Here is a 26,443-nt window from a genome sequence, read left to right on the forward strand (position 1 = left end):
TCAGGCCAACGGTTCATCGCGGGGCGATCCAGCCTTCAGGATTGCAGCGTCTTGCCTGGCTTGATGGCCAGCACACTGCAGGGCGCACGATGCAGCAATTGCTCTGCCGTGGTGCCCAACAGGATGTTCAATTTGTTGTGCTGCACCGTGCCCATGACAATGACATCCGTGTGATGCTCGGCGACAAAGTCACAAATACTGGTCAGCGGTGAGCCTTCAATGAAATGCCGGGACGCTGGAGGCACGCCATGACGTTCGGCGAGGGCCGCAAAGGCATCGTGCTGAGCCGTTCCCAAGGCTTCATAAATGCCGGTGGCCAGCGGCAATGCGCCAAAGCCCATGTCCTGGGCATACACCGCCGTCCAGTCAAACACATGCAGCAGATCCAGCCCCGCATCACACAGGACGGCCAGCTTGGCGGCCGCGTCGACAATCTGGTCGTTGAACACCCGATCCTGGTCTTCGCTGCGCAACACATCGACGATGGCCAGGACGTTGCGTGGCTTGGGATTGAGGGCATTGGTCACCAAGTGCACCGGCACCGGACAATCGCGCAGCAACTGCCAGTCCAGCGGCGTGAAAAACACCCGTTTCAGCGTCGACTCTTCCTGGGCGTCCTTGATGATCAGCGCCAGCGACATCTCGTTGACGAAGTGCAGGATTTCCTCATACGGATGCTGCACCCAGACCACCTCGCTGGTGACATCAACCCCGTGCCGGCCGATCAAACCGGCTTGTTCGGCGAGCCATTGCCGATGGGTTTGCAAGTACCCTTCCCGGGCCAGGTTGATTTGTTCGGGGGCGAACAGGCCAGCGACCGCCAGAGCCTGCAAATAATCGAACGCCACAATGTGCAACGGCATCTGCATCGCGTGCGCCAACGCGGCGGCCCGGTCGAACGCCGGCGTGCGGGTCATGGCTGGGGGAGCAATTAACAGTAAGCGTTGAGTCTGTGACATGGGGCACCTCGACAGGCGGTTATCGGCTGGGGTCAGTAGAGTTTCAGATTGCACGTTCCCAGCCCCGGACCAGTTGATCTTTATCAGTTTCGCCGTCCCTTTTCATCAAGCGCGGAGACGTCAAACCCATCCGACAACCACGCGTCGTGCCGTCCCCCGGCACACCGCATCGGGTTGACAAAGATCAAGCGGCGACGACAACGGTGGCGGCAACCTTGCTTTCAGGTACACGCCCCATCCAACCCTCGTGGCCATTTCGGCCAGTTTCTGTGCGCCAAGGGAGCATTGTCATGTCCGAGCAATCACGTTTCATGCTGGTCGTCTCACCCCTGATGGAAAACAGCCCCGCATTCGACCGCGCCGCCGCACTGGCCAAGGCAGAAGACGCCGCGCTGCACATCGTGGCCTTCGATTACCTGGAAGGCCTGGCAACCGCAGGCCTGGTCAACGAGCAGGCGCTGGAACAGATGCGCCTCGGTTACCTCGAACGCCACCGCCAATGGCTGGAAGAACAGGCTCGGCCGTTGCGCAAAATCGGCGTGACCGTCACCACCGAAGTGGTCTGGGTCCGAAATCCCTTGAAGGAAATCCTGATTCACCTCAAAGAGCAGCCAATGGCCCTGCTGATCAAGGCGCTGGAACATGAAACGGCGTTTTCGCGCATGATGTTTACGCCCCTGGATATCCATCTGCTGCGCGAATGCCCGGTGCCGCTGCACTTTGTCAGTCATATGCAGCATGCGTTGCCGCGCAGGATTGTTGCGGCGGTCGACCCGTTTCATCGCGACGCTCAATACGAAGGCTTCAACGACCGCATCCTGCATGAAGCGGTGAAGCTGGCGACCGCGTGCAACGCCCAGCTTGATGTGGTCTACGCCTACGACCTGTCGTCGATCGGTGCCGATGAATTCGGTTTCGACGACGCCACCAGATTCTTCTCCTCAAAAACCGCCAAGACCCTGTTCGACGCCCAGGGCGAAGCCTTCAACGAACTGGCCGAGCGCAACGGCATCCCACCGGAGCAGCGCCACATGGTCATGGGCAACCCGGCCAAGGTCCTGGCCAGTTATGCCGATGCCTACAACGTCGACGTGATCGTTATGGGACGGGTTGGCCACCGTGGCATGGGCCGCTTGATTGGCAGCACGGTCGAACACCTGCTCTACAAAATGCCTTGCAGCGTTTGGGTGGTCTCGCCGCAAGAACTCGCCGATTGACACAGACTGGCGTAACCAAAAGGGCTGCCGTATCAACGGCAGCCCTTTTTGATTTTCTTCATCCGCAAACAGCCGCCCTTCACTGTCCATTGGTCGACCCAACCTTGATCTATAGATTCAATATGGATAGTTTTGATTCCAAGGATTCATCGTGAGATATCGAACATGGCAGTCCCTCTCCAGGCACAAGCGCTCACCAAGACCCAGTGCGTCACGGGGCTGCGTGCAGCGGTCGGCATACTCGACAAATGGGGCGCCTCCAGCGACCAGGCCTGTCGCATCCTGCGCATTTCCCGCAGCACCTACACCCGCGCCCGGCAGCGCGACGCGCAATGGACGGTGTCCCTGGACGCGGACCAGATGCAGCGCATCAGTTTTGTACTCAACATCCATGCCGCCCTGCGCCTGGTTTTCGATAACCCGGAAAACGTCTACGGGTTCCCGTCGATGGCCAATCACAACGAGTTCTTCAACGGACGCAGCCCACTCGAGATCATGGCGCAGGGCGACATGATTTCCTTGTATGAAACCTTCCGGCGCATTGACGTGCTGCGTGGCGCTCAATGGTAGAAGTCAACCAACTGGCAGAGTGCGCTGGCGAGCGCCTACAGGCCTACCGACTGGTCAATTCCAAGTATCCACCCGTGGCGTTGTTCGACGACGTGGCGGACGCGGAAGCATTTGAAGTCCTGTATCAGATTCAGGCACTGACCAATCCCCGTCTGAAAAATGAAGTGGGTCATCTGGAGTGGATCGCACGCGATCAGATCCCGTTCGGCATTCCTGGCTGCTCCTATGCAACCGCGCCGTTCACCCACGTCAACCCGGCCGGTTCACGGTTCAGCGATGGCAGCTTCGGGGTGTTGTACCTGGCCGACACCCTGGAAACGGCACTGGCCGAAGTCCGTCATCACCAAAGCCTGTATTGGTCGAATGTGCCGAGCCTCAACTATGAGCGCTTCGTTTTTCGCGGACTGTCCTGCAGCTTTGTCGACGCAGGCATGAAAGACGCCGCCCCCATTGCGCTGACCGATCCTGTGTACGCGCCTGACGATTACACCCATTCCCGTCGGCTCGGGCGCTCAGTCAAAGAATCCGGCGTACCCGGCCTGCGCTACCGGTCCGTGAGAATGCAAGGCAGTTACTGCTGGGCGCTGATGACACCGAAACCGGTCTTATCGATCATTCAGGCAGCCCACTACGAGATGGTCTGGAACGGCCAGATCACCAGCGTCAGCAAGATCAGCGAAGCCTGAGCACGGCAAGATCAACGGGACGCCATCCCCCCAATGACCAAAACCTGCCTGTCGCGTTAATATCCGCCAGATTGGGTTCACACGATCAAGGAGAATCAAAGGCATGTCCGCACTCGACACCTCCCTGCAAGACACCGCAGCGCCAGACGGCGTGTGTTATGGCTGCGGCAGCAGCAACCCGCACGGGCTGCACATCAAGAGCTTCTGGCATGAAGACGGCATCCACGTCATGGCCGAACACACGCCCGACGCCATGTATTGCGGCTGGCCGGACCTGGTGTACGGCGGGTTGATCGCGATGCTGGTGGATTGCCATTCAAACTGGACGGCGATGGCCTATCACTACCGGATGGAAAACCGCGACGCGGCAAGCCTTCCGCGCATCAATTGCGTTACTGGCAACCTGGGCATCAAGTTCATCAAACCGACACCGATGGGTGTGCCGCTGACCTTGCGTGCGAAAGTCGAAGGTGAGGTCGGACGCAAGAGTCGCGTCATTTGCGAGGTCTACGCCGGGGACGTACTCACGGCGATTGGCGACTCGGTTTTCGTTCGCGTAGATGCCGCGCAATTGGCAGACAGTGCGCGCGTAAAGCCTGAATAAATCGCCCTTGATTGTGAATCGTGAGCCCAAGAGGTTGTCCATGCCCCGCTTCCCGCATTTATCGCAACTGCTGATCTGCGCCTTGATCGGTTTATTCGCGAGCAGCACACAGGCTAGCTCGCCCTCCTCTGCACCTGACAGTTTGCAGCCGCTGCTGCTCACGATGAACGAGCGCTTGAACATCGGCGACCTTGTGGCGCTGACCAAGTGGGACAGTGGCAAGCCGATACAGGACAGCGCCCGGGAAGCGCAAGTGATCGCCAATGCGAGGAAAATGGCCGTTGACCGTAAACTCGACCCGGATGAGGTCGCCGAGCTGATCGCCGCGCAGATAGAGGCCAACAAACTGGTGCAGTACGGGCTGCTTGCGCAATGGCAAGCGGCGGGTAAGGCGCCGGACACCCCACGGCCTGACCTCGCCGGGCAGATCCGGCCTCAGCTGGATGAGTTGCAAAACCGTCTGTTGCAGCAATACGCCGACTTTGCCGCCTATCGCAAGGATCCGAATTGCCCGAGTTGGCTGGGCAAGGCGCGAGCCCGTCTGATCAAGGATCAATTGCACGGGCAGGCCTTGATTCGTGCCACTGGCGAGTTGTGTGTCGCGAATCAGTGAGCCCCTTGATCGAACGGCGTGTTGGCTGAAGGGATAGGTTTGTAGCTTGGACCAACAACAAGCCTGGCCTTATCCTTCTGATGCTGCTCACTGTTTTGGGGTTGGGGTTGGGGTTGGGGTTGGGTACATATCCGTTTCTGCGGTAACGGCGGCTATTGGTTCCGCCCTGACGGCGGGTCACTTGGAAAAGCCCCAAGTAACCAAGGGCTCTTGCCCCTGACGTTCGGTGCCTCGCTAAGGCTCGGCATGCCCTCGCTCCGGTCCTGCTCCGTGGGCCCGCCGCCATCGGCCATCCATGGCCGGGGGCGGCTAACCCGGCATCCATGCCGGGTTGCCCACTGCGCAGAACCTGCGCTCGGCCTCTCGAGGGGGCGTGCACCGCCAAAGCCAAAGCGAGGCGGCCTGCGGGCCGACCTGTTTGCTCAACGCTTGCGCGTCCTGATCGTTCCCATGCTCCGCGTGGGAATGCCGCCGGGGACGCTCTGCGTCCCGCTGTCGACACAGGGCTTGAGTCTTGCGCGATGGTGACGCGGAGCGTCACGGGATGCATTCCCACGCGGAGCGTGGGAACGATCAGCATCAAACCGCGAGGAGGCCTTCCGGCCCACCTGGCGTTGCCAGATGTACTCAATACCTGTGGGAGCGAGCTTGCTCACGATGGCGGCATTACAGGCAACATCACCGCCGACTGACAGGGCCTCATCGCGAGCAAGCTCGCTCCCACATTTGACGGTGTACACCCGTGGCTCCTCACCACTCTTCAGGCCGAGCGTTAGCTCGCCTTCAGCTTTTGATCTTGATCTTGATCTGCCCCGTCGGGAGGCCGAACGCAGGTTCTGCGTAGTGGGCAACCCGGCATGGATGCCGGGTTAGCCGCCCCCGGCCATGGATGGCCGATGGCGGCGGGCCCACGGAGCAGGACCGGAGTGAGGGAATGCCGAGCCTTAGCGAGGCACCGTACGTCAGGGGCGCTAGCGCTTGGTTACTTGGCGCTCTTCCAAGTAACCCGCCGTCAGGGCGGAACCAATAGCCGCCATCACCAAAAAAACGAATATGTACCCACCCCCCCCCCCCCAAAAAAAACTTCTTAAGTGAACCGCAGTAAGGCCTAAACCGCCGGACATGTTTTTTCAGCTATGTTTAGTGCCTGCACAAAACCGCCAGCGCACGATCAATACCTCGCGCCAAACAACAGGAGTTGAAAATGTCTGAACCGAAACTGCATCCCAATGCCGCGCAATCCCTGAAGCAGTGGCACGACATGATCCGCAAGGGTGACTTGAGCGACCTGCCCGGCTTGCTGGACCCACAAGCAATATTTCGCTCACCAATGGCGCACAAGCCTTATCCGGGAGCCGCCGTGGTATCGATGATCCTCAACACCGTGGTCAACGTATTCGAAGACTTTGCCTACCACCGCGAATTATCGACAGCCGACGGCTTGAACGTGGTCCTGGAGTTCAGCGCCAAAGTCGGAGAAAAAGAACTGAAAGGCATCGACATGATCCGGTTCAACGAACAGGGAAAAATCGTCGAGTTCGAAGTCATGGTCCGCCCATTCAGTGCCCTGCAAGCCTTGGGCGAACAAATGGGGCAACGCCTGGGCGCTTACCTGGCGGCCAGCAAAACCTGATGCCCTGACAGCGTCCCAGGCTGCTAATACCAGTGCCGGACAGCAAAACCCGGCACCTTCAGCTGTGTATCACAGTGTGTCTGGCTATTCCCTTGATACATGAGTTTTCACCTGGCCTGCGATTCGACACAGGCCAGATACGTCACCGGGTTCAAATGCATGCAAGGTTTCAAGGGGCTCAGCCGGAACCCCTGGCCAATGGCATGCGACGGAGACATCACCATGAAGATGGCATTGCACAACAAAAACCCTAAACCCCAAGGCCGTCTGATCGGCTCGTCGGTCCTGGCGCTCGCCCTGTTCGGCGTTCTCGGTGGGGCCCACGCACAAACGTCCGCCGCCGCACAGCCAACCGCGATCAAGGCCGACACCGCCCAAGCAACACCCTCTCCGTTCGGCCCGCTGAAGCACGTCAACGCCGGTCTGCTGACCGTGGCGTATGCCGAAACAGGCCCGGCCAATGGGCCTGTGGTGATTCTTTTGCACGGCTGGCCGTACGATATCCATAGCTATGACGAGGTTGCACCGCTACTGGCCGCCAAAGGCTATCGCGTGCTGATGCCGTATGCGCGGGGTTATGGCGATACGCATTTTCTCTCGGACAAAACCGTTCGCAATGGCCAGCCGGCCGCGCTGGCCAGTGACGTCATCGACTTCATGGACGCGCTGAAGATCAAACAAGCCGTGCTCGGTGGCTACGACTGGGGCGCGCGTTCGGCCGACATCGTTTCGGCGCTGTGGCCAGAACGGGTGAAGGCGCTGGTCTCGGTCAGCGGCTATCTGATCGGTAACCAGGCGGCCGGCAAGAACCCGCTCCCGCCCAAGGCTGAACTGCAGTGGTGGTACCAGTTCTACTTCGCCACCGACCGTGGCCGCGCCGGCTACGAGAAAAACACCCACGACTTTGCCAAGTTGATCTGGCAACTGGCTTCGCCGAAATGGGCGTTCGACGACGCCACGTTTGACCGCAGTGCCAAGGCACTTGAAAACCCCGACCACGTCGACATCACGGTATTCAACTACCGCTGGCGCCTGGGCTTCGTCCAGGGTGAGCCTCAGTACGAAGCGCTTGAACAGAAACTGGCCACGGCGCCGTCCATCAGCGTGCCGACCATCACCCTGGAAGGCGATGCCAACGGTGCACCGCATCCCGCTCCTGAGGATTACGCCAAGCGCTTCACCGGTAAATACGAGTTCCGGCTGATCAACGGCGGCATCGGCCACAACCTGCCACAAGAAGATCCGCAGGCGTTCGCCAAGGCGATCATTGATGCGGACCACCTCTGAAGCGCACACAAAAAAAAGCCCCGCAACCAACTGGGCTGCGGGGCAAAAAATTGGTTGGTTGCGGCCAACCAAAGGAGCTCGATAAAAAAACGATGCGCAGCCTGGGTCAGATGCAATCCTGTGCGGCACGTTCAAAACTCGAAGGCAGGAAGTTGGAAGCCAGCAAATGCCGCTCGTAGATGAACACCTTGCCACCGCTGCCGGCCTTGTAGGCTTCCAGCACGTTATCCGCCGAGACTTTGCTCGGCACCACGATGCGGTAGCTGCGTTGAGTCTGCGAAACCGTCGGGTTCAACGCGCTGCTCTGCAATTTCGGCACGACGCAATCGGCGTACTGCGCTGGCGTCTTGCGGGTTTGCAAGGTCAGGGTCGGATCATTCGGTGCAGAAGCACAACCGGCGAGCAACAAAGAGGCAAACGCCGTGGCAGGGACGAATAAAGCGCGCATCGTTCTCATCCTGAAAATTAAAAGTTCGGTTGTTTCAGCCAGTGGAGGCGATTTTCCGACGTTTGATGGCAAAGCAGAACTTGCGTTTGGTAATGGTCACTATTACTTCTAACGATAGTTGTGTGCCGCGCGCGAGAATGCACAATCAATCACCACTGGAAATGACCTTAGTGAGGATCTCACCTTGAGAACTTTTGACCTGATCCGCGACGCCGTTCTGCCCGACTTTCGTGAGCGGGTGGCCGATTACCTGACCCAATACGAAAGCGTGCTGTTGGGCGAAACAGCGGCCGAACCGGAGCTCGTGCGCGACACCGCCAATCAATTGCGTGGTTATTTGCGCGGGTTGAACACCACGCGGGGGCTGGGCATGGCGGATTGGGAGGAATTGGATCGACGGGTGGCTAATACGTGGCTGCGCACGTATTCGGAAGCTAGCCAGGATTAGCTCTCGGAGGAATTGTCTGTTTCCTGACTGGTTTCAGCAGCCAGCTTCAGTCGGTCAGCCTTACTGATGTATTTCGACTTGCTGGCGGGTGCCAATTTGGCACTGGCCTTTTTTGCGTGAGCCTTTAATAACTGCGTGATCTTTTTACGACGGTTCATGTTTTTTGCTCGGCGTGTAAGTGCCCGAATGATACCAGCTTAAGAAATCGGACCAAATAACCACAGCTCCATCACCGCTGGTCGTGAACGCCTATTCACGGTCCTCGCCCTTCCCTTCCAGCCCCTTCCCACGAAGGGTCTGGAGATAGCCGCTGACCGCCGTGTCGATCGTGGGAAAGAACGCCGTTTCGCCGAGGCGAGCGAACAGCCCGAAGCGCTTCATTTTGTCCTTCACCGGATCCTTCATCTCGGCCACGCATAACTTGATGCCGCTCGCGTGCAGCGTTTCGTCGAGTTCGGCCAGCATGTCGGCGGACGTCACGTCCACGCTGGTGACCGGTTCAGCCGCCACGACCAGCCAGCGTACCGGCGTCGGCGAGGTCGCCACGGCGTCCAGCACCCGGTCATGAAAGAGCTCGGCGTTGGCAAAGAACAGCGGCGAATCCCAGCGAAACAGCACCAGGCCGGGAATAAGCTGCGCATCGGGATAACGCGTGATGTCGTGATAGCCTTCGACACCTTCGGCGCGCCCCAATACCGTCGAATAGGGACGCCAGCCATCCCACAGAAACTCGATGACGGCGATGACGATCGCCAGGCCAATGCCCTCGATCGCGCCGAATACCGCCACGCCAACGGTACACGCAATCGAGAGCCAGAACTCCCAACGCTGGATGCGGTAGATGCGCCGCAGGTCGGTGATCTCGATCAGGCCGATGGCCGATGCGATCACCACCGCCGCCAGTGCGCTGGTCGGCAGGTTCTTCAGCAGATCGGGCTCCACCACCAACAGCAAGGCAACCGCCAGCGCACCGACGACGCCGGCCAGTTGGGTCTTGGCGCCCGCCGCTTCGGCGACGGGAGTGCGTGACGAGCTGCTGCTGATCGGGAAACCCTGGAAAAAACCGCCGGCGAGGTTGGCGACGCCGAGACCGACCATCTCCTGGTTCGGATCGACATAGGTCTGGGTTTTCGCCGCGTAGACCCGCGACAGCACGCTGGTGTCGGCGAACGACACCAGTGCAACGGCGAAGCCACCGATCAGTACCGGGACGATATCGGCACGGGTGATCCAGGGGATGACGAGCGAAGGCAGGCCTTGCGGAAGTGTGCCGAGGACCGCTACGCCCCGTGCGGCGAGGTCGAGCATGCCAACGACGAGAGTGGCGGCGGCCACGGCGATCAGAATGCCCGGCACGCGCTTATAGTTCTTGAGGGCCAGGATCACCACCAGGGTGACGGCGCCGATCATGAAGGTGATCCAGTTGGTTTTCCCAGCTATCACCTCGCTGGCAATCGCCCACAAATTTCTCAAGGGTCCATCGGATTCGATCTTGAAGCCGAATAACTTCGGCAATTGGCTGATCAGTACCGTCAGTGCGATGCCGTTCATGTAGCCGTAGCGAATGGGTTTGGACAGCAACTCGGTGATGAAACCCAGCCTCGCCACCCCCGCCAGGATGCACACCGTCCCGGAGACGATCGCCATCATGCCCGCCAGGGCGATTGCACGATGCGGGTCGCCCCCGGACAGGGGCAGGATCACGGCGAGAATGACCGCTGCCAACGACGAGTCAGGCCCCAGAACCAGAATGCGGCTGGGTCCGAACAAGGCATAGGCAAGCAAAGGAACAATGGTCGCGTACAGGCCGTAGATGCCCGACAACCCCGACGCCACCGCATAGGCGATACCGACGGGCACCAGCATTGTGGTCAGTACCAGTCCGGCCACGATATCGTGCGGCAACCATTCCATCTTGTAGCTGCGCAACGTCTGTAACCCGGGCAGCCAACGACTCCAGCCAGAGGGCTTGGTTGTGCGGCTACGCGCAATGCGGCCGGGTTCCGGAACGGGAGGCGAGGTCTGCGAATCACTCATACGACTTGCCTTTTGCCATGGCCAGACAGTTCGATGCGCCGGTAACAGCGATCTGAAAGAGCTTAGTCGTTAGTTCCACATTACAAATAAAAGTAGAGGTGCCGACTTTCGTCTGTTCTGCTGTTTCGGCATATCGTCCAGTTCGAATTAGCCTAAGCAACACTTAAGAAACATGAATATCCACGGTCCGAGTGATCAAACACATTGGCAATCACTGTCTATGCTTTGACCTAGGTGCAAAGCGCTCTGACCCGAAATCCGTCGCGCTGCGTTGCCGGCCATCACACGGAAAAGCAGGCTCATGAAACCGATCCGCGTTCTTGCCTACGCTGTGGCTCTTGCCTCATTCATCCCCACTGCCGGCTATATAGCCCGGGCCGCTGAAGTGCCGTTGGGCAGTACTACGATGGAAGGTCACATCGTCACCCAAGTGCTGGCCGTCGATCCGGCGAATTATCAGATCACCATTGAAGGCGCCGATAAAAGTCCGATGCCCCTCCAACTCACGGACAAAGCCAAGGCACTGCACAACTTGAAAGTCGGCGACAAGGTTGACATCCATGTCATTCGCACAGTCGCCTACACGCTCGACACCAATCTCGACAACGCGCCAGGTATCAGCAACGAATCAACGACCGTGCGCGCCGGCAAAGACAATCCCAATCCGGGAGGCGAGGCGTTTCGCCGGGTCAAGGTCACTTCGAAGATCACTCACATCGACTTGAAAAAGCATGAAGTGACTTTGCTTCCCCCCGAAGGCCAAGCGAGGGTCATGAAGGTCGAAGACCCCAAGCTCCAGGCCCGAATGAAGAAGCTCCAGGTGGGTCAGACAATCAACGCTGTTTACACCGAAGTCATGCATGTCAAAACCTCACGCTAGCAACGTAGGCGGACAACACAAGGCGTCAAAGAATACGGTCTGCATGACCGCATGAGGGTGGAGCGATGCGTATTTCATTGGTTTACGCGGTTTCAGCGGTGCTGCTTCTAGGTGGACCCTGGTGCCTGGCGCAGCCATTGGAGGCGCCGGCAAACGCGGCCGGTACAGCGCCCGTGACGGCAGCGGCCAAAGATGCGGTGTTTACTCAGGAACAGCTGGATCAGATGCTGGCGCCCATCGCGCTTTACCCGGACCCACTGCTGGCCCAGGTACTGATGGCGGTCACGTACCCGGGGGAAATCGCCGAAGCGGTCACCTGGTCTAAAGCGCATCCGGACGCCAAGGGCGATGATGCAGTCAAACAGGTGGCCAGTCAGCCCTGGGATCCGAGCGTTCAGGCGCTGGTCGCCTTCCCGCAGGTCCTGGCAACGCTGGGGCAGGATCCCGTCTGGGTGCAGCGCCTGGGCGATGCCTTCCTGGCGCAACCGGACGATGTCATGGGGGGCGTGCAACGCTTGCGTCATCAGGCGCAGGCCGCAGGCAATCTCCAGAGCAACCAATATCAGAATGTGACGGTTCAGAACCTGGCTCCGCCGGCCCCCTCCTCCACAGCGCCAGCTCCGGCTCCGGCTCCGGCCAGCAGCACTTCCACCATCATCATTCAGCCTTCCGATCCGCAGGTGGTGTACGTACCCAGCTATAACCCGACAACAACCTATGGCACCTGGGCCTATCCAGCGTCGCCGCCCACGTACTATCCACCGCCGCCCGCTTATTACCCCGGTTCGGCATTGGTGGCCGGGCTGGCGTTTGGTACCGGTGTGGCGATCGTCGCTTCGTTGTGGGGCAATTGTAACTGGGGCAATAACGACGTCGATATCAACGTCAACCGCTACAACAACATCAATCGCAACAACCAGATCACCCAGAATCAGAACAAGTGGCAGCACAACTCCGCCCATCGCGATGGCGTTCCCTATCGGGACAGCCGCAGCCGTGAACAATACGGCCGACAACTCAACGGCGCCACTCAGCGTGAGGCCTTTCGAGGGGACAATGCCCAACGAGCCCAGGCTCGCGAAAAAGCCCGCGGTTCAATGGACAAATACGGTATCGAACGACCCGCCACCAGCAATCGCCAGGCCCGTGATCAAGCGCGCAAAGCTCAGTCCACACCTTCAGCCGGCAATCGCATGCAAGCCGGTGCCGACAGACCCAAGGCGTCTGACCGCAGCCAAGGCACTGCACGAAACACGCGGGAAAACCAGCAACCCAGGAACCAGGCAGCCCAGACAAATCAACGCAGGCAGGACTACTCGCAGGCGCGCCAAGGCACGCAAAATCGACCGGCCAGTACGGCGGGCAGTGCCCGCAACAACGCATTCGCCGGTGCGCGCTCACCGTCCCAGACCAGCGCACAAGCCGCCCGCGGTCGAACCAGCGAGGCATCCGCACGGCGCCCCAGTGCCCAGCGATCGGCTGGCCACCAGATCAGCAGGCCATCCAGTCCCCCCATGCGACAAAGATCGGGAGGCCGGCGGTGAAAAACCATTCTCGAGTGACAGCATTCATGGGTTTGCTCCCGCTGATCCTGTCGATCATCGTCAGCTTGGCATGGTCGTGCATGGCGGCGGCACAGCAGGCATTTCCAACGCCGGAAAAGGCTGCTGAAGCGTTCGTCGAAGCGCTGGGTACGGAGCACGCCGATCAGGCCCGTCTGACAGAGTTGCTGGGTGATCAATGGCGCAGCCTCATCCCGCGAAGTGGCGTGCAGCGCAGTGACGTGGATGCTTTTTTGAAGCTGTATCACGAACAGCACAAGATCGAAAAACCCAGCGATCGCAAGGCCATTCTGTCTGTCGGTAACGATCAATGGACGCTGCCGATTCCCCTGATAAAAACCGGGAACGGTTGGCGCTTCGATATCAAGGCCGGTGACGCCGAAATCCGTGCACGTCGCATCGGCAGAAACGAACTCGCCGCGATGCAATCGGCGATGACCTATCACGACGCCCAGATGGACTACGCGTTAGTGGATCATAACGGTGACGGCGCACTCGAATACGCTCAGAACATCTTCAGCACACCCGGCACGCACGACGGACTCTATTGGGCGGACGACGACAGTGGTCAGATCAGTCCATTAGGCCCCCTGTTCGGCAAAACCATCGCCGGGGAGGATTGGCATGGTTACCACTTCCGTATCCTCAAGGGACAAGGCCCCTCGGCACCGGGTGGCGCCTACAGCTACCTCATCGGCAACAAAATGAGCCGTGGCTTTGCGCTGATCGCCTGGCCGGCAAAATACGCTGACACCGGCGTCATGAGCTTCATGATCAGTCACGATGGCCAGGTCTTTGAGAAAGACCTGGGACCCGAGGGTAATAAAGTGGCGCAGTCGATGAAGCTTTTTGATCCAGATGACAGCTGGCAGGAGGTTACCGAAGATCAGAAGCATTGATGGATTCTGATCCCGCAAACTTGCGGTTCAATCAACATCGACCTGGAGTTCACGCAGAAGGAACCCAAGTGAGTCCGGGGCTGCGGGATGGCTTTTTTCCGAGCGTTGTTGATCCCATGGCATCGCATCATCGGTGCAGAAATCCCCGACACACGCCATGTTCGACTGGACATCGAGAAGTCCAAGCGGAATCCAGAAGTAAGGAGACTCGCGAAGAACGTTGGGCACGGTCGAGCCACATTGCGAGCAAAAGTCATTTCTGTACCCGCTGGGTTTACGCCAACTGGCGATCACTTCTTGCCCCTCTTCCCACCGAAAATCGCGAGCGTTGACCAGCGTCGCGAGATTATGGCCGACCCCGGTTTGCTTGCGGCACTGGCTGCAATGGCAGCGATAGAAAAATCGTGGTTCAACCGCGAGGGAAAAACGTACAGACCCGCAAAGACATTGTCCTGATGCCATGAATATCTCCTTTGAAAACCAAGTTATCGGTGCCTTTCCCGTAGAACTTTGCTATTGAAACAGCGGTAGGCGACATATTTACCATGGACGCAGGCTTAGCAGGAGGCATGCAATGGAACTGAAGTTCAGTCACGTCGATGTACTGGTCAAGGATCTCGAAGAAGCCTGTGCCTACTACGCGCAGATATTGAACGCGAGGATCTCAAAAACACTGGTCTGGGAACGCGGTGGCCTGCACGTGCGCTATGCAATTGCATTGATCGGTCAAGAGCGTTTCATGCTGGTACAACCGTTGGCGGGAAACCTCAAAGAGCTGATGGACTCATCGGGCGAAGGAATGATCTACCGCCACTGCTACTCAACGCCAGACATCGAGAAAGCCTATGACGAATTGATCATCGCCGGCGTTCAGCCCGAGGACGAAAACGGCGCGCCATTGACCCGTGAGAATCTGCAGTCTCCTTCCGGAACACGCATCATCTGGCTACCCAAGCGCTTCGGGCATTTCTCTATCGAGATTTTGGAAGATGAGGCGCTGGAGGCGTTTATCGAGGCGGCGTTTGTTTGAGGAAGGGCCAGCGCGACAGGCAATAAACGGCCAAAAGCGGCGCAGTCTGTTTTTGAATCAAGGTTGCTTGCGGAAGAACAAGGTGATCTGGCCTACCTCTACCCCGAACTTGGACATGAACGAGCGATTGATCATGGTGTTCTTGTCCATAAGGTACATCCAGTCGTCCAACTGAACCTGATACTCCTTGCCATCCACCGGCAGGCTCAGCACATAGTTCCAGCGCAGCGTATTGCCTGCCACCTCACCCAGCGCCTCGCCCACCACGTCGCCAGCGGTTCCGCGCCATTGACTGGAGCCAACCGGGGTTAATGCCCACACGCGTTTTTGCTGGGTACCGTCGCTGTAGGTAAATGATTCGTCGAGTATCAGCTTGCTACCTTCGGAGTGGCCATTGATCTCCACGTGGAAGCGTTTGGCGACCAAGCCAGAACGCTTTTGAAACATCCCCCACGCTTCAACCCGGCCCTCGAAGAATTCGCGCAACTCAAGCGCGGGCTTGTCCTGACTGTAGGTGTGCACATCCACCTGGCTGCAACTTGCAAGGCCAAGGCAAAGCAGCAGTATGCCTATCTTCAACATGTGCATTTCCTCAACGGTCTCAGGGTTGAGCTACGCCCAGCAATTGGGCGCGCAGTTCCGGGTTGCGTGTTCGGGGGTCTAGCCATATCGCAAAAAAGGCTTTGGCGAACGCAACATCCCTCACCACATGCTGAAGGTGCTCACCGACATAAAAACGTACGCCCTCTCCGGGCATATAAACTCCGGTGATGCGGTCACCGGCACGCACATCGACAAACGCCTTGGACATCTCCGACGCCCAGCGAGCCATCAGCTCTGAATTCGGAGTGTTGGGCGACAGACGACGGATTTCCTTGATGCTGGCCTCAACCAGATCATCGCGACTGATAGCGCGACGGTAGGTCAGCTCCAGCGCAAAAGGCACATCGGCATCCAGCGTTTCACCGGCAACGAGGCGTGAGCTCCAGAACTGCGCGCTGTAGATGGAAAACCCGAATACGCGCATCTCCCCGTACCCCAACCGATGAGCATTGGGAACAGCCTCGCGCCAGTCAGCAAGCAGTTCTGCGCTCTGGAGCATCAGAACAAAACAGATCGCGTGGCGGATGAAGCGGCCCGTCTGCATAGTCATGCAAAGCCCTCGATATGACTCAATAGGCGCCTTTGAAAGTTATACCAACGTGCTGAAGTGGCAATCGTCAGGTGGCTCTTTTAGGCCTATCTTGCACAAAACATATACAAACACATCTGCCACGTACAATAAAAAGCAGTGATCACTCACGCTTTTCTTAGATTTGGTTTGAGGATCTCCCACGCCTCGGCAGTAAAGCGGTAGCTCTTGTCCGCTTGAAAAACGATCACGCCTTCATCAGCCAGACGCTTCAGTACTTCACGCACACTGACGAGCGTCAGCTCAACAGAGGACGACTCTAAACAGGCACGCACCCCACACACACCGATCGAGCGCCCCTCCTGCGTAGCCAAGACCAGTGCTTTGATAACTTTAAGACGGAACAGACTGGTGCGCAGTCCATGCAAACGGAGCAACTCACGGATATGACCGTTCGCACTGCGATCAGACTCGGGGGGCAGTGAATGAGTCGTTGCGAGGAACGGACGACGTTTAACAGCAGAGGACAGGTTGTGGTTAAACAACATGCAAATACTCCTGTTCAGGAATGATCAGGTCGGGGCAACAACGCTCAATGGTCGCTCCCCCTTCCCGTCCTTCTCAAAAATCGACCGTGGCCGATAACTGCAAGGTGCGCGGATAACCAGCCGAGAACGCGCCGTAGGAGGCGACGCCCGACCAGTACTCACGATCGAATACGTTCTGTACGGTGGCGCGGAAGGTCGTCGGCCGCCCTTCGATTTTGGTGGCGTAACGCGCGCCGGCATCAAAGCGGGTCCAGGAAGCCAGTTCCTGGGTATTGGCTTGATTGACGTATTGGCTGTCGGTGTAAATGGCACCGCTGGTGAGGGTGAAACCCTCAAGCCAAGGCGTGTCATATTCGGCCCACAGATTGGCTTGCACGTCTGGCACGCCTACCGGTTTGTTGCCGCGATTGGCGGCCGTGGCCGAATCGGTCAACTCGCCATCGAGCAGCGTCACGCCCCCCATCAAGCGCGTGCCCGGCGCCACTTCGCCAAACATGCTCAACTCGACACCGCGGTTACGCTGTTCGGCTTGCACCGAAAACACGTTGTCGGCACCGACTTCGCCACTCGGTTTTTCGATCTGAAACAACGCCAGCGTGGTCATGAACGTGCCGTGTTCATACTTGACGCCGATTTCATGCTGCTTCGATTCATAAGGTGCGAACGTCTCGCCGGCGTTGGCCGCCGAGCCCGGTGCGATATCGCCTTTGCTCAAGCCTTCGACGTAGTTGTAGTAGAGCGAAACGTCTTCCCAGGGCTTGACCACCACGCCGACGAGCGGGGTCGTGGCACTCTCGTTATATTTCGAGCTGACCGAGCCTGCCGCGTTGTAATTACGTGACTCAATGTCTTGTCGACGCACACCCAGGGTCAACTGAAAGCGGTCATCAAGCATGGACAGCGTGTCGGTCAACGCAACACCGGACAAATCCGATTCGGAAACACGGAGCACCTGGGGCGAGTTGATAAATTGCTTCGGCACTTCCACCGGATGGTAGATGTTCGAACGCACTTCAGTGCCGTTGTTGATCCCTCGGGACAGCTCATCCTGGTATCGGGTCGCCATCAGCGTCGTTGTGTGGGTGACGGGACCGGTTGCGAACACTCCGCGGATCCCGACGTCGGCGGTAGAGCGGTCGACGTTGAATTTGTAGTACCCGGGAATGTTGCTGGTATCGCCGGCCTCATTGATGATTCTCGGCACCTGGTCGGACATCCGCTTGACGTCTGACTTGCCGCCCCCCGCATGGGCAAACACGGTGACCGCATCACTCAGGTCATATTCGCCGCCCAGCAATGCCGACTGCTCTTTGGTATCTGACCACCCCCAGTCCTGCGACACATTGGTCCGGCCATTGGGTGCGGAGGGAATATCAATTCCAGGCGCGACAGTGAATGGCCTAGACGGTGCATCGAAGCTTTCTTTCTGGCTGATGTAATCAAGGTTCAAGCGCAAGCGCTCGCCTCGATAATCCAGCGCGATGGCACCGATCCCCAGGTCTCGGCGCTGATCATCAACGGCAGTGTCACCGCCTTGCAGGTTGCCGTTGAAGCGCACGCCGAACTGATTTTCTTCACCAAAGCGCCGGCTTAGATCCAGGTGACCGCCGACTTGGGAGTCCGAGGCGTAGCTGGTGGTAACACGAGTCAGGTCTTCGTCCAGCGGACGTTTGGGAACGATATTGATCACGCCACCGACGCCACTGTTTGGCGAAATGCCGTACATCAGGGCGCCCGGTCCCTTCAGCACTTCGACACGCTCGGCATACTCGGTGAATACCCGGTAGTTGGGCGCCACGCCATACACACCATCGAACGCCAGTTCGCCCAGGTTGCCTTCACCCACCGGAAAGCCACGGATGAAAAACGAATCGACGATGCCCCCCGTCTGACCCGTGGAGCGCACCGAAGGGTCACGTTCCAATGCATCGGCCACGGTCACCGTTTGCAGGTCGGCCAATGTCTTGGCGGTGTAACTGGTCACGCTGAACGGGGTATCCATCACGTCTTTGTTGCCCAGCATGCCCAGTCGCGCACCACGCGCCACCTGGCCACCGGCGAAAACTTCCGGCAACGCGGTCGGGCCGCTGTAACTGGCGTTGATGTCAGTGGTGCCGAGCGTCAGCGTATTGGTGCTGTGTTCGGCCGGCGTCGCGGCCGGAGTGTTCGTGGTTGTGTCAGCGGCAACGTCCTGTTGCTCAGGGGCTGCGGCCCAGGCGTTGGCGCTTCCTGCGACCAAGACAAAATTCAGCATGGCGGTACGAATGGCGAGTGTTAACACGCGCTCACCGCAAGGACGACTGACAACAGGCATGACGTGAGGATCCTTTTCAAACAGGGAAAATGGTAATCACTCCTATTGCCAGTCGATATGCGAAAAAGTATCACTCTCAGTAGAGTTTTTTTGCTGCTGTGCCTCCATCGCTAGGCATACAGGCGCTCCAGCGGTATTGCGATCACCGGCAACGCGGGGTCAAACGCGTGCCGAGTGGTCTTGTACGGAAAGATCTCACCCCGGGCGATCGTGGTGAAAATCCGCGCCACTTCAAACGCCTGGCCGGACTGCCAGTGCCGCACGCACACCCTCGGATCGGTGTAGTCGAGCTGGATGCAAGGCACCCTCTTCAACCCCAATTGCAACGCCGCGTTGAACCGGTGATTGCCGTCCATCACGATGCCCAGCGAGCGCTCGACGATGATCGGTTCCAGCCAATGGCCGGCCCGCACAATCGACTCCCGCAGCAACGTCACGTTGGCAGGATCGACCTGCTCGGACTGCAGCACGTCACACAGCGGCCGCAATGCAATCTGATAACCGTGTTCCATGGTTGATCTCCTGATTCGCCGGGCTTCAGCAAGCGTCTGCGTTGGCAATCGGCGCGTATTGGCGGGCCACATCGAGCAGACGCTGGGCGTGTTCGATCAGCGGCAGATCAACCATCTCGCCATCCACTTGCACCGCATGACTGCCGGTGGCCACGGCGCTCATCACCCGATCGGCCCACGCCAATTGCCGCGAATCCGGCAGGAAGGCGCGCTGCACCGTGAGCAGTTGCGAGGGATGGATGCACAGCTTGGCACCGAACCCCAACGCACGCGCGTAATGGGAGTCCTTGGCGACCACCGCCAAATCGCTGATCGCCGGCGTGACGCCGTCAATCGGCGACGGCAAATCGGCTGTACGCGAAGCCAGCACGATGCGGTTTCGGGCGAAGAGAAACGCTTCGGGAATCTGGCTGCAGTTGATATCGAGGGAGAAATCCAGTGAGCCAAACGCCAGTCGCGTCACCCCTGGAATCGCGGCGATCGCTTCCACCTGTTGCAGACCTTTGGCCGTCTCGATGATCGCGATGATCTTGAGTTCCGGTTGCCACTTCAGCAAACGTTCGACGACCTGGGTAAGGGCCTCGGGGCATTCCGCCTTGGGCAGGAAAATTCCGTCGCAACGCTCGGGATAGCGCATGTCGTTCAGCCAGGTCAGGTCCTGGCGGAAAAGCGTGCTGCTGACGCTGTTCAGGCGGATGTAACGCTCGCAGGAAACGCTCGGCGTACTCTCCTGCCATGCCCAGATGGCTGCCCGGGCAGCGGCCTTGCTGTCCGGATGAACGGCGTCCTCGAGGTCGAGAATGATAGCGTCCGGCCCCGCTTCGACGGCTTTGGAAAAACGTTCGGGACGGTTGCCCGGCACGAACAGGTAGCTGATCGCGGTTGGGGTTTTGCTGCTGAGTAGATCGGATGTCATGGCGTTACTCCTTGGCGTGAATCGTTGTGAATCTGAAAAAACCAGGCCCTGTCAGCGGCGGATTTCCGCGCCTGCCTGTGGCTGCTCGCACCTCCCCGCAACGCCTTGTTCATCAAGGTATTACGGGGGGTTTTTAAATAAGGCGAACGCGTACTTGAGCGTGTAAATACGCGCCCATTCATTCGCCCTGCGCAGGTTCTTATTCAAAAATATTTGAAGACATTACTTGATAATCATTCGCGTTAGCAATATTGTTCACGTCGCCAAGCGGAACTAGCCTCGCTTCAAAGCACGTCATCACTAGCAATGGGAAGTACATGCCAGTCATGGCACATGAATGTCAGTTACTGATCATTCACACCGGTTGGCCATCAACTAGTGGCCAATCAGAACATCCGTACAAACCTTATGGAATGGGGTTTCTCATGCAATTGTTTTGTGAACCATTTATTGCGACCCGCGCTACAAATTCGTCTTCAGGTTTGGCGTGGCATCCGCCTCCGCCCCATTTAAAAGCTCGTATCTGACGAGCGAAAATACGGTTTCCGTCGATAACTTCTGGTTGTCGAATATCAATGGCTAAGTTCTATTTCAAGCCAGAGGGTTAACTATGCCTGCAATTAATGTACAGCCCGCTGAACAGCGAATTGAAGTTCATCATCCAGAGACGCTAAAACCGCTTATCGACCTTGTTATTGCCACACTTATCAACCATTTTCCGAGCACACTTTCAGATCTGGTCAAACAACATGGCTCACCGTTAAATCTGGTCTGGCCACATGCTTTCGAGTTGAATACGAAGGCGCTGCAAACGGTGTTGAATCAGCACAATGTCTGTCACGCCATCTTCTATGGCGCCAAGGCCAACAAGTCTCAGAGCATGCTCAGCGCTGCGGCAAATTCGGGCATTGGCGTCGATGTCTCGAGCATTCATGAGCTGCAGGCAGCACTGCGAGCTGGTACGCCAGCGGCAAAAATCTGTGCGACCGGCCCGGCCAAAACTGCCGTGTTTCATCAAGCACTGATCAGCGCAGGCTCTCTGATTTGTGTGGACTCGCTGGAGGAATTCGATCACCTGAAAACAGTGATTGAATCTTTTCCAGCCCCCGCCAAAGCACGGGTTTTACTGCGTTACAGGCCAACGAGCTGTCCAAAGAGCCGATTTGGAATGGGCTTTGAGGACATGCTTGAATGCCTTCAACGGCTGACCCGACAACCTGAGAATTTTCACTTCGAAGGGTTCCATTTCCACTTGGGTGGTTATGGATTCGAATCCCGTGCGCAAGCCTTCCGTGAAGTCACGGGGTTTGTCGAGGCCGCCCGTGAAATGGGGCTGAATCCGCAGATGATCGACATCGGCGGCGGCCTGCCGATTCGCTATGTCGAGCCTCAGGCCTATAGTCGGTTTTTACAGAACGACAATAAGCCCGACCATTATTACAACCATGTAGTGCCCGACTCTTATTATCCCTACGGCAGTGAACTGAACGCGCCCCAATGGTTGACATTATTCCTCCAGGCCGACCACTCGCCCGGGCTGTCCATTGCCAATTATTTGAACATGCAAAAAATAACGTTGGCACTGGAGCCCGGCCGAAGTCTGGTGGACCAGGCGGCTATTTCCTTGTTTCGCGTCACACGAACAAAGAAACTGGCCGACAACAAAATCGTCATCTTTGTTGAAGGCAGTAGTTTCAGCGCCTGTGAAACCTGGTTTTCATCCGAGTACCTCGTTGACCCGATACTCATCAGCACAAACGAACTACCGCACACCCCGACGCAAGCGTATATCGCTGGACATAGCTGTCTGGACGATGACGTCATTACCCATCGCCTGATCAACTTTGGCACTGCCCCGCAAGCAGGCGACTTGTTGATTTACGTTAATACCGCCGGTTATCAAATGGACTTGCTGGAAAACGAGTTTCATCGCCATCCCCTGCCCCGGCGCTTGATGGCGACCTGTTGTACGGAAGGTAACTATGCATTTTCACCTGACTACTAAAGGGAATAATTGAAATGATATTGAATAAAGTTTCTGATCTTATTGGCAATACACCAATGTTGGGTATTGATGTTCCGGATACCAACGCCAGGCTGTTACTCAAGATTGAAAAGAACAACCCCGGCGGCAGCATAAAAGACCGCATGGCACGGAACATGGTGCTGGCCGCGCTCAAGTCCGGGCGGCTGAAACCGGGCGGCGTCATCGTCGAGTCGTCGTCCGGCAACACAGGCATTGGCCTGGCCATGGCCGCCGTCGAATTCGGCCTGCAGTTTATCGCCGTGGTCGATCATCACGCGGCTCAGGACAAGATCGCCGTGATGAAGGCGCTGGGCGCCGACATTCGATTCGTTAAAGGCACCTATCGCGAAGACGAAGTGGCGGTGGTCGAGCGCCAACGGCTGGCGGCTGAACTCGCCACCGACATTCCCGGTGCCGTGTTCATGAATCAATCCGACAACGCCGCCAATGCCGGTGGCTACAGCGATTTCGTCCGCGAAACGATTGCTCAGGTGCAAGGCTCTATCGGTGCCTACGTCGGTTGCGTCGGTACCGGCGGTTCGATGACCGGCATCGCCCGTGGTTTGAAACTGCACAATCCCGACACCGTGACCGTTGCGGTGGAACCGGCCGGTTCCATTGTCTTCGGCCATCCCGGCTATCCCTACTATCAGTCCGGTACCGGCACCCCGGCCGGTGACACGGTCGGTCTGGTGCTCGACTACAGCTGCATCGACCTGGGCGTGCAAGTCACCGACTCCCAAGCCTTCGAAACCGCCCGCTACATCGCCCGAAACCTGGCGCTGTTGGTGGGTGGCTCGACCGGCGGGGCGATTTTCAAGGCATTGGAGCTGATCCACAAAGGCGTGCTGACCGGCAACGTGGTCGTGCCGATCGCCGATGGCGGCGAAAAATACCTGCACACGGTGTTCGACGATCAATGGCTGCAAGAACGTGATTTGCTGGACCCGAACGTCGCACCGCAACTGGATGCCTGGCTGGGCAAGACCCAATGGCTGGACTCCGTTTCCGCGCCGCTGCAATTAAGCGTCGCATGACCCACCCATCACTCAGGAACGTCTCTCGATGAATCTGTTGAAAGTCGCCATCTGTGGTGGCGGCAGGACTGGCCATCTCAACGCCATCCTGTTCAAGCAGCTGCCCAATGTTCAGGTTTCGATGCTCACCAGCAATCTGGAGATCATTGAACAGCACGCTCGTCACACGCCAATGCAGGCCATGTTGCCGGATGGTTCGACACTGGACGCCCGGCTGGATCGGGTAACCACCGATGCCAGGACTGCCGTTGAGGACGCCGACATCGTCATCATCACCGTGCCCGCCCATGCCCGGCCGCAAACCTTGCAAGCGATCGCACCACACCTGAGTTCAAGCAAACCGGTGTACGTCGGCGCGATTCCGGGGTTTTGCGGTTTCGACTGGCTGGCAGAGGCCACGCTGGCCGATCGCCCCAATCTGGTGATCTGGGGGATGAAGGACGTCCCACATACCGCCTTCGAGCTGACCCCCGGACGATCAATCAAAATGGGCGGTGGCAAAAGCCGGTTGTACGTGGCGACGCACGCTCGGGAATCGCAAGAGTCCCGTCAGCGGCTCGAGGAAATCCTCACCGTGTTGTACGGCCCGTGCGTGACGATGCTCGACAATTACCTGGAAATAACCCTGACGCCGGGCAACCCGATCATGCACAGCTCGGTGATCTACGGGCTGATCGGCCCCTTTGGCCAATGGCATCGCAAAATTTTCCCGCAACGCATGTGCTGGTGGACCGAGTGCCCGGAACTGGGTGCCTACTTCCTCGAACGCATGGATCAGGAAAGCCAGGATCTGTGCGCCGTCATCAGCCAGCGCATGGGCATCGACCTGTCATCGGTCAAATCCTTGAAACAGGAAATTGTCGAGGCCTACGGCGAACAGATCCGCGACCAGAGCAGCATGCTTTCGATTCTGCGCACCAATCAGGCCTACAACGACATCCTTGCCCCCATGGTGCCAGCCGACGGCAACCGCGCCGGCTACGTAATTGAACGCGAGAGCCGCGCCTTCAACGAAGACGTTGCCTATGGCCTGGTGTTGCTGGTGGAAATGGCCAAACGCTTTGAACTGAAGGTGCCCTACATCGAGGAAGTCTTGCAGTGGAGCGTTGCCTACATGCAAGGCCTGCGCGATTCGGCGCTCGACTATTTCCCAAGCCACTGGCCACGCACGGCATGAGCCGTGGGCTTGATCTCTTTCTTTAATTTTCGACGAGCAGACAGCAGATATGGATGATTTCAAGACACTGATCGCCTACTCCCGCAAAAACGCCATGCGACGCTTGATCCGTTGCCTCTTTGCGGAAAACATCCTCGATCGTTCGGCCCTGAACTTTTCCGTCGAGGGGAACCAGGCCACCTACCCGCTGAAGGATGCCCGCGCCCACCTGTTTTTCTCCGACATCGCCAAAGGCCCGGCCGATACCGTGGTCAATGACGGTGAAGTGGTGCTGTTGACCGACGAAGGCGTACGCCAGGTGATCACCAGCCATCAGGATATGTTGGATGTGTTGCGTGACAGCTTCGACTTCAAGCCGACCGACGAAGGCGTGGCCGGGCTCAAGGCCGACATGGAAAACAGCCTGACCAACGATGCCCACGCCCGTCAGCATCGCCAGCAATGGAACGCGCGACTGGAGCAGGCGGCCAGGGATCAGGGCCTCAACAGCTTCACCGACTACCTGCGCCAGCATGCCACGACCAAAGACGCCGCCATCCTGCTGGATCAGTGGGGTTCGCTGGAAGGCCATCCGTATTACCCGACGTGGAAATCCCGTCCGGGCCTCACCGATGCCGAGGTCGAGCAACTGTCACCCGAGTTCAACGCTCAGGTACCGCTGCGCATCGCCTCCTTGCGTGCCGAGCATTCGAAAAGCGAAAGCATGCCGCACGTGACCGGATACCGCGAGTGGTTCGCCAGCAACTTCCCGGCGCACTGGGAACAATGGAAAGCCTCGCTCAACAGCAAAGGGCTGGATGAAACCCAGTGGCTGCCGCTACCGATTCACGCCTGGCATTTGCAGGCCTATGTGCTCAAGACGTTTGCTGCGGAAATCGAAGAAGGCATCCTGATCACCGACGGCCCTGACATTCAAACCCTGCCGACCATGTCCTACCGCACCATGATGCCGGTGCTGGACGAATGCGCACCGTTGATCAAATTGCCGATCGCCGTGTGGATGACCAGCGAACTGCGCAGCCTGCAAGCCAAGTCGATTCACATGGGGCCGCGCATCAGCGCGGTGATCACCCGGATTTTGCAGGCCGAAAATGGCTTCGGGCAACGCCTGGAAATCTTCCCGGAAGAAATCGGCGTGCGTTATAAAAATGCGGTCACCCAGGACGATAATCCCGGGCGCCATCTCTCTGTGGTCTATCGCGCCAGTCAACAAGCGTTCGAGCGCAGCGACAATTGCCTGCCGATTACCGTGGCATCACTGTTCACCAGGTTGCCCGGCAGTGGCCGGCCGTTATTTACCGATCTGATCGAACGTGATGGCGTGCGGGCCAATGCTGACCAGGTTGAAGACTGGTTCCGCGAGTACGCCAAAGTGGTCACCCACCCAGTGGTGGCGATCTATTTGCTGTATGGCATCGGGCTCGAAGCGCATCAGCAAAACACCATGGTGCTGTTCTCCCCCGATGGCAAAGCACGTAGTCTGCTGATCCGCGATTTCGGCGATGGCAGGACTTACGCTCCGCTGCTGGAAGCCCGTGGCTACACCCTGCTGCCACATGTACAGCCGGGTATTTTGCCGACGGTATTCTCAGGCGATATCGAACCGGTGCGCATGTTCGTGCTGGACGCCGCGTTCCTGACGCACCTGCACGAAATGGCCCTGTGGCTGACCAAGGAATACGGTTTGAACAACACGCGGTTGTGGGAGGTACTGCGCGAGGAAACCGATCTTGCATTCGCGGCGGTACGCGACCGTGTCTCGCCAGACCTGTGGGAAGTCGAACATCAGGCGTTTGTGGAAGATCCATGGCCAACCCGATCGTTGTTGCGCATGCACTTGATGCAGTACTCCAACTATCGTTTGCAACACACCCTGACCAACCCGCTCGCTAGCGTTTAACCACCGAG

27 protein-coding genes are annotated in these 26,443 nt (G+C 58.2%); 16 read left to right on the forward strand and 11 right to left on the reverse strand.

Going from position 1 to position 26,443, the window contains the following annotated elements; all coding sequences use genetic code 11:
* Positions 1–35: 35 nt before the first annotated feature.
* Complete coding sequence (locus tag K5K95_RS30045) at positions 36–959, reverse strand: universal stress protein (protein ID WP_222587443.1); 924 nt, start codon at positions 957–959, stop codon at positions 36–38.
* A gap of 290 nt (positions 960–1,249) precedes the next feature.
* Here K5K95_RS30045 and K5K95_RS30050 point away from each other — a divergent pair, with 290 nt between their 5' ends.
* The 7 genes from K5K95_RS30050 (at position 1,250) to K5K95_RS30080 (ending at position 7,569) form a co-directional block, all read left to right on the forward strand.
* On the forward strand, positions 1,250–2,176 hold the full coding sequence (locus K5K95_RS30050) for a universal stress protein (protein ID WP_222587444.1): 927 nt from the start codon (positions 1,250–1,252) through the stop codon (positions 2,174–2,176).
* 165 nt (positions 2,177–2,341) lie between these two features.
* Positions 2,342–2,746 (forward strand): antitoxin Xre-like helix-turn-helix domain-containing protein, encoded by a 405-nt coding sequence (locus K5K95_RS30055; protein ID WP_222587445.1) that lies wholly within the window; start codon positions 2,342–2,344, stop codon positions 2,744–2,746.
* Positions 2,740–3,432 carry an RES family NAD+ phosphorylase gene (locus tag K5K95_RS30060; RefSeq protein WP_222587446.1) on the forward strand — a complete coding sequence of 231 codons (693 nt, stop codon included), beginning with the start codon at positions 2,740–2,742 and terminating at the stop codon, positions 3,430–3,432. Before K5K95_RS30055 ends, K5K95_RS30060 begins: the two co-directional genes overlap by 7 nt.
* Positions 3,433–3,535: 103 nt before the next feature.
* On the forward strand, positions 3,536–4,036 hold the full coding sequence (locus tag K5K95_RS30065) for a PaaI family thioesterase (protein ID WP_222587447.1): 501 nt from the start codon (positions 3,536–3,538) through the stop codon (positions 4,034–4,036).
* 40 nt (positions 4,037–4,076) lie between these two features.
* Positions 4,077–4,649: a chorismate mutase gene (locus K5K95_RS30070; RefSeq protein ID WP_222587448.1), complete on the forward strand. Its 573-nt coding sequence runs from the start codon at positions 4,077–4,079 to the stop codon at positions 4,647–4,649.
* Positions 4,650–5,853: 1,204 nt separating this feature from the next.
* Positions 5,854–6,282, forward strand: a complete 429-nt coding sequence (locus tag K5K95_RS30075) for a nuclear transport factor 2 family protein (RefSeq protein ID WP_222587449.1) — start codon at positions 5,854–5,856, stop codon at positions 6,280–6,282.
* 222 nt (positions 6,283–6,504) lie between these two features.
* Complete coding sequence (locus K5K95_RS30080) at positions 6,505–7,569, forward strand: alpha/beta fold hydrolase (protein WP_222587450.1); 1,065 nt, start codon at positions 6,505–6,507, stop codon at positions 7,567–7,569.
* Between the two features lie 106 nt (positions 7,570–7,675).
* Here the strand turns inward: K5K95_RS30080 and K5K95_RS30085 are convergent, their stop codons facing one another.
* On the reverse strand, positions 7,676–8,017 hold the full coding sequence (locus K5K95_RS30085; protein ID WP_222587451.1) for a hypothetical protein: 342 nt from the start codon (positions 8,015–8,017) through the stop codon (positions 7,676–7,678).
* Positions 8,018–8,201: 184 nt separating this feature from the next.
* Between K5K95_RS30085 and K5K95_RS30090 the strand changes: the two genes are divergently transcribed.
* Positions 8,202–8,465, forward strand: coding sequence for a hypothetical protein (locus tag K5K95_RS30090; protein WP_222587452.1), 264 nt, complete (start codon positions 8,202–8,204; stop codon positions 8,463–8,465).
* Here K5K95_RS30090 and K5K95_RS30095 read toward each other — a convergent pair.
* Entirely contained in the window at positions 8,462–8,623 is a 162-nt protein-coding gene (locus K5K95_RS30095) for a DUF2986 domain-containing protein (RefSeq protein WP_222587453.1), read from the reverse strand. The genes K5K95_RS30090 and K5K95_RS30095 overlap by 4 nt on opposite strands.
* Positions 8,624–8,714: 91 nt before the next feature.
* Positions 8,715–10,502, reverse strand: coding sequence for a SulP family inorganic anion transporter (locus K5K95_RS30100; RefSeq protein ID WP_222587454.1), 1,788 nt, complete (start codon positions 10,500–10,502; stop codon positions 8,715–8,717).
* A 301-nt stretch (positions 10,503–10,803) separates the two neighbouring features.
* Between K5K95_RS30100 and K5K95_RS30105 the strand changes: the two genes are divergently transcribed.
* The 3 genes from K5K95_RS30105 (at position 10,804) to K5K95_RS30115 (ending at position 13,843) form a co-directional block, all read left to right on the forward strand.
* Positions 10,804–11,382, forward strand: a complete 579-nt coding sequence (locus K5K95_RS30105) for a hypothetical protein (RefSeq protein WP_222587455.1) — start codon at positions 10,804–10,806, stop codon at positions 11,380–11,382.
* Between the two features lie 65 nt (positions 11,383–11,447).
* Positions 11,448–12,926 carry a DUF3300 domain-containing protein gene (locus K5K95_RS30110; RefSeq protein WP_222587456.1) on the forward strand — a complete coding sequence of 493 codons (1,479 nt, stop codon included), beginning with the start codon at positions 11,448–11,450 and terminating at the stop codon, positions 12,924–12,926.
* A 26-nt stretch (positions 12,927–12,952) separates the two neighbouring features.
* Positions 12,953–13,843, forward strand: a complete 891-nt coding sequence (locus K5K95_RS30115; protein WP_222590475.1) for a DUF2950 domain-containing protein — start codon at positions 12,953–12,955, stop codon at positions 13,841–13,843.
* Positions 13,844–13,870: 27 nt separating this feature from the next.
* Here the strand turns inward: K5K95_RS30115 and K5K95_RS30120 are convergent, their stop codons facing one another.
* Positions 13,871–14,305 (reverse strand): GFA family protein, encoded by a 435-nt coding sequence (locus tag K5K95_RS30120; RefSeq protein WP_222587457.1) that lies wholly within the window; start codon positions 14,303–14,305, stop codon positions 13,871–13,873.
* A 112-nt stretch (positions 14,306–14,417) separates the two neighbouring features.
* On the opposite strand from K5K95_RS30120, the gene K5K95_RS30125 reads away from it, so the two are divergent.
* Complete coding sequence (locus K5K95_RS30125) at positions 14,418–14,873, forward strand: VOC family protein (protein WP_222587458.1); 456 nt, start codon at positions 14,418–14,420, stop codon at positions 14,871–14,873.
* A 57-nt stretch (positions 14,874–14,930) separates the two neighbouring features.
* On the opposite strand, the gene K5K95_RS30130 is transcribed toward K5K95_RS30125, so the two are convergent.
* The 6 genes from K5K95_RS30130 to K5K95_RS30155 form a co-directional block, all read right to left on the reverse strand.
* A complete protein-coding gene (locus K5K95_RS30130; protein WP_222587459.1) occupies positions 14,931–15,455 on the reverse strand; it encodes a DUF3833 domain-containing protein in 525 nt (174 codons plus the stop codon).
* Positions 15,456–15,474: 19 nt separating this feature from the next.
* Positions 15,475–16,026 (reverse strand): chalcone isomerase family protein, encoded by a 552-nt coding sequence (locus K5K95_RS30135; protein WP_409999708.1) that lies wholly within the window; start codon positions 16,024–16,026, stop codon positions 15,475–15,477.
* 146 nt (positions 16,027–16,172) lie between these two features.
* A complete protein-coding gene (locus tag K5K95_RS30140; RefSeq protein WP_261398106.1) occupies positions 16,173–16,553 on the reverse strand; it encodes a fe2+ zn2+ uptake regulation protein in 381 nt (126 codons plus the stop codon).
* A gap of 73 nt (positions 16,554–16,626) precedes the next feature.
* A complete protein-coding gene (locus K5K95_RS30145; protein WP_222587460.1) occupies positions 16,627–18,867 on the reverse strand; it encodes a TonB-dependent receptor in 2,241 nt (746 codons plus the stop codon).
* 110 nt (positions 18,868–18,977) lie between these two features.
* Positions 18,978–19,379, reverse strand: coding sequence for a ParB N-terminal domain-containing protein (locus K5K95_RS30150; protein WP_222587461.1), 402 nt, complete (start codon positions 19,377–19,379; stop codon positions 18,978–18,980).
* Between the two features lie 25 nt (positions 19,380–19,404).
* Positions 19,405–20,295: an HpcH/HpaI aldolase/citrate lyase family protein gene (locus tag K5K95_RS30155; RefSeq protein WP_222587462.1), complete on the reverse strand. Its 891-nt coding sequence runs from the start codon at positions 20,293–20,295 to the stop codon at positions 19,405–19,407.
* 610 nt (positions 20,296–20,905) lie between these two features.
* Between K5K95_RS30155 and K5K95_RS30160 the strand changes: the two genes are divergently transcribed.
* From K5K95_RS30160 to K5K95_RS30175, 4 genes are read left to right on the forward strand one after another with little or no spacing between them, the layout of a single operon-like run.
* The gene (locus tag K5K95_RS30160; RefSeq protein ID WP_222587463.1) at positions 20,906–22,300 is read left to right on the forward strand and encodes a Y4yA family PLP-dependent enzyme; all 1,395 of its coding nucleotides are present in this window, start codon (positions 20,906–20,908) and stop codon (positions 22,298–22,300) included.
* Positions 22,301–22,356: 56 nt separating this feature from the next.
* Positions 22,357–23,358: a PLP-dependent cysteine synthase family protein gene (locus K5K95_RS30165; RefSeq protein ID WP_261398108.1), complete on the forward strand. Its 1,002-nt coding sequence runs from the start codon at positions 22,357–22,359 to the stop codon at positions 23,356–23,358.
* Positions 23,359–23,386: 28 nt separating this feature from the next.
* Positions 23,387–24,535, forward strand: coding sequence for an NAD/NADP-dependent octopine/nopaline dehydrogenase family protein (locus K5K95_RS30170; RefSeq protein ID WP_222587465.1), 1,149 nt, complete (start codon positions 23,387–23,389; stop codon positions 24,533–24,535).
* 49 nt (positions 24,536–24,584) lie between these two features.
* Positions 24,585–26,435, forward strand: coding sequence for an IucA/IucC family protein (locus K5K95_RS30175; RefSeq protein WP_222587466.1), 1,851 nt, complete (start codon positions 24,585–24,587; stop codon positions 26,433–26,435).
* The last annotated feature ends 8 nt before the right edge of the window (positions 26,436–26,443 follow it).

This window comes from Pseudomonas sp. DR48, from assembly GCF_019823085.1.
Lineage (GTDB): Bacteria > Pseudomonadota > Gammaproteobacteria > Pseudomonadales > Pseudomonadaceae > Aquipseudomonas.

Excerpts from the sequence above, each read along its gene's own strand:
- K5K95_RS30110 (WP_222587456.1), top strand. The coding sequence starts at position 11,448 with ATGCGTATTTCATTGGTTTACGCGGTTTCAGCGGTGCTGCTTCTAGGT.
- K5K95_RS30130 (WP_222587459.1), bottom strand. The coding sequence starts at position 15,455 with ATGTTGAAGATAGGCATACTGCTGCTTTGCCTTGGCCTTGCAAGTTGC.
- K5K95_RS30160 (WP_222587463.1), top strand. The coding sequence starts at position 20,906 with ATGCCTGCAATTAATGTACAGCCCGCTGAACAGCGAATTGAAGTTCAT.
- K5K95_RS30150 (WP_222587461.1), bottom strand. The coding sequence starts at position 19,379 with ATGGAACACGGTTATCAGATTGCATTGCGGCCGCTGTGTGACGTGCTG.
- K5K95_RS30085 (WP_222587451.1), bottom strand. The coding sequence starts at position 8,017 with ATGCGCGCTTTATTCGTCCCTGCCACGGCGTTTGCCTCTTTGTTGCTC.
- K5K95_RS30095 (WP_222587453.1), bottom strand. The coding sequence starts at position 8,623 with ATGAACCGTCGTAAAAAGATCACGCAGTTATTAAAGGCTCACGCAAAA.
- K5K95_RS30135 (WP_409999708.1), bottom strand. The coding sequence starts at position 16,026 with ATGACTATGCAGACGGGCCGCTTCATCCGCCACGCGATCTGTTTTGTT.
- K5K95_RS30155 (WP_222587462.1), bottom strand. The coding sequence starts at position 20,295 with ATGACATCCGATCTACTCAGCAGCAAAACCCCAACCGCGATCAGCTAC.
- K5K95_RS30065 (WP_222587447.1), top strand. The coding sequence starts at position 3,536 with ATGTCCGCACTCGACACCTCCCTGCAAGACACCGCAGCGCCAGACGGC.
- K5K95_RS30170 (WP_222587465.1), top strand. The coding sequence starts at position 23,387 with ATGAATCTGTTGAAAGTCGCCATCTGTGGTGGCGGCAGGACTGGCCAT.
- K5K95_RS30075 (WP_222587449.1), top strand. The coding sequence starts at position 5,854 with ATGTCTGAACCGAAACTGCATCCCAATGCCGCGCAATCCCTGAAGCAG.
- K5K95_RS30080 (WP_222587450.1), top strand. The coding sequence starts at position 6,505 with ATGAAGATGGCATTGCACAACAAAAACCCTAAACCCCAAGGCCGTCTG.
- K5K95_RS30165 (WP_261398108.1), top strand. The coding sequence starts at position 22,357 with ATGTTGGGTATTGATGTTCCGGATACCAACGCCAGGCTGTTACTCAAG.
- K5K95_RS30145 (WP_222587460.1), bottom strand. The coding sequence starts at position 18,867 with ATGCCTGTTGTCAGTCGTCCTTGCGGTGAGCGCGTGTTAACACTCGCC.
- K5K95_RS30175 (WP_222587466.1), top strand. The coding sequence starts at position 24,585 with ATGGATGATTTCAAGACACTGATCGCCTACTCCCGCAAAAACGCCATG.
- K5K95_RS30050 (WP_222587444.1), top strand. The coding sequence starts at position 1,250 with ATGTCCGAGCAATCACGTTTCATGCTGGTCGTCTCACCCCTGATGGAA.
- K5K95_RS30100 (WP_222587454.1), bottom strand. The coding sequence starts at position 10,502 with ATGAGTGATTCGCAGACCTCGCCTCCCGTTCCGGAACCCGGCCGCATT.
- K5K95_RS30115 (WP_222590475.1), top strand. The coding sequence starts at position 12,953 with ATGGGTTTGCTCCCGCTGATCCTGTCGATCATCGTCAGCTTGGCATGG.
- K5K95_RS30070 (WP_222587448.1), top strand. The coding sequence starts at position 4,077 with ATGCCCCGCTTCCCGCATTTATCGCAACTGCTGATCTGCGCCTTGATC.
- K5K95_RS30140 (WP_261398106.1), bottom strand. The coding sequence starts at position 16,553 with ATGTTGTTTAACCACAACCTGTCCTCTGCTGTTAAACGTCGTCCGTTC.
- K5K95_RS30060 (WP_222587446.1), top strand. The coding sequence starts at position 2,740 with ATGGTAGAAGTCAACCAACTGGCAGAGTGCGCTGGCGAGCGCCTACAG.
- K5K95_RS30125 (WP_222587458.1), top strand. The coding sequence starts at position 14,418 with ATGGAACTGAAGTTCAGTCACGTCGATGTACTGGTCAAGGATCTCGAA.
- K5K95_RS30105 (WP_222587455.1), top strand. The coding sequence starts at position 10,804 with ATGAAACCGATCCGCGTTCTTGCCTACGCTGTGGCTCTTGCCTCATTC.
- K5K95_RS30120 (WP_222587457.1), bottom strand. The coding sequence starts at position 14,305 with ATGGCATCAGGACAATGTCTTTGCGGGTCTGTACGTTTTTCCCTCGCG.
- K5K95_RS30045 (WP_222587443.1), bottom strand. The coding sequence starts at position 959 with ATGTCACAGACTCAACGCTTACTGTTAATTGCTCCCCCAGCCATGACC.
- K5K95_RS30055 (WP_222587445.1), top strand. The coding sequence starts at position 2,342 with ATGGCAGTCCCTCTCCAGGCACAAGCGCTCACCAAGACCCAGTGCGTC.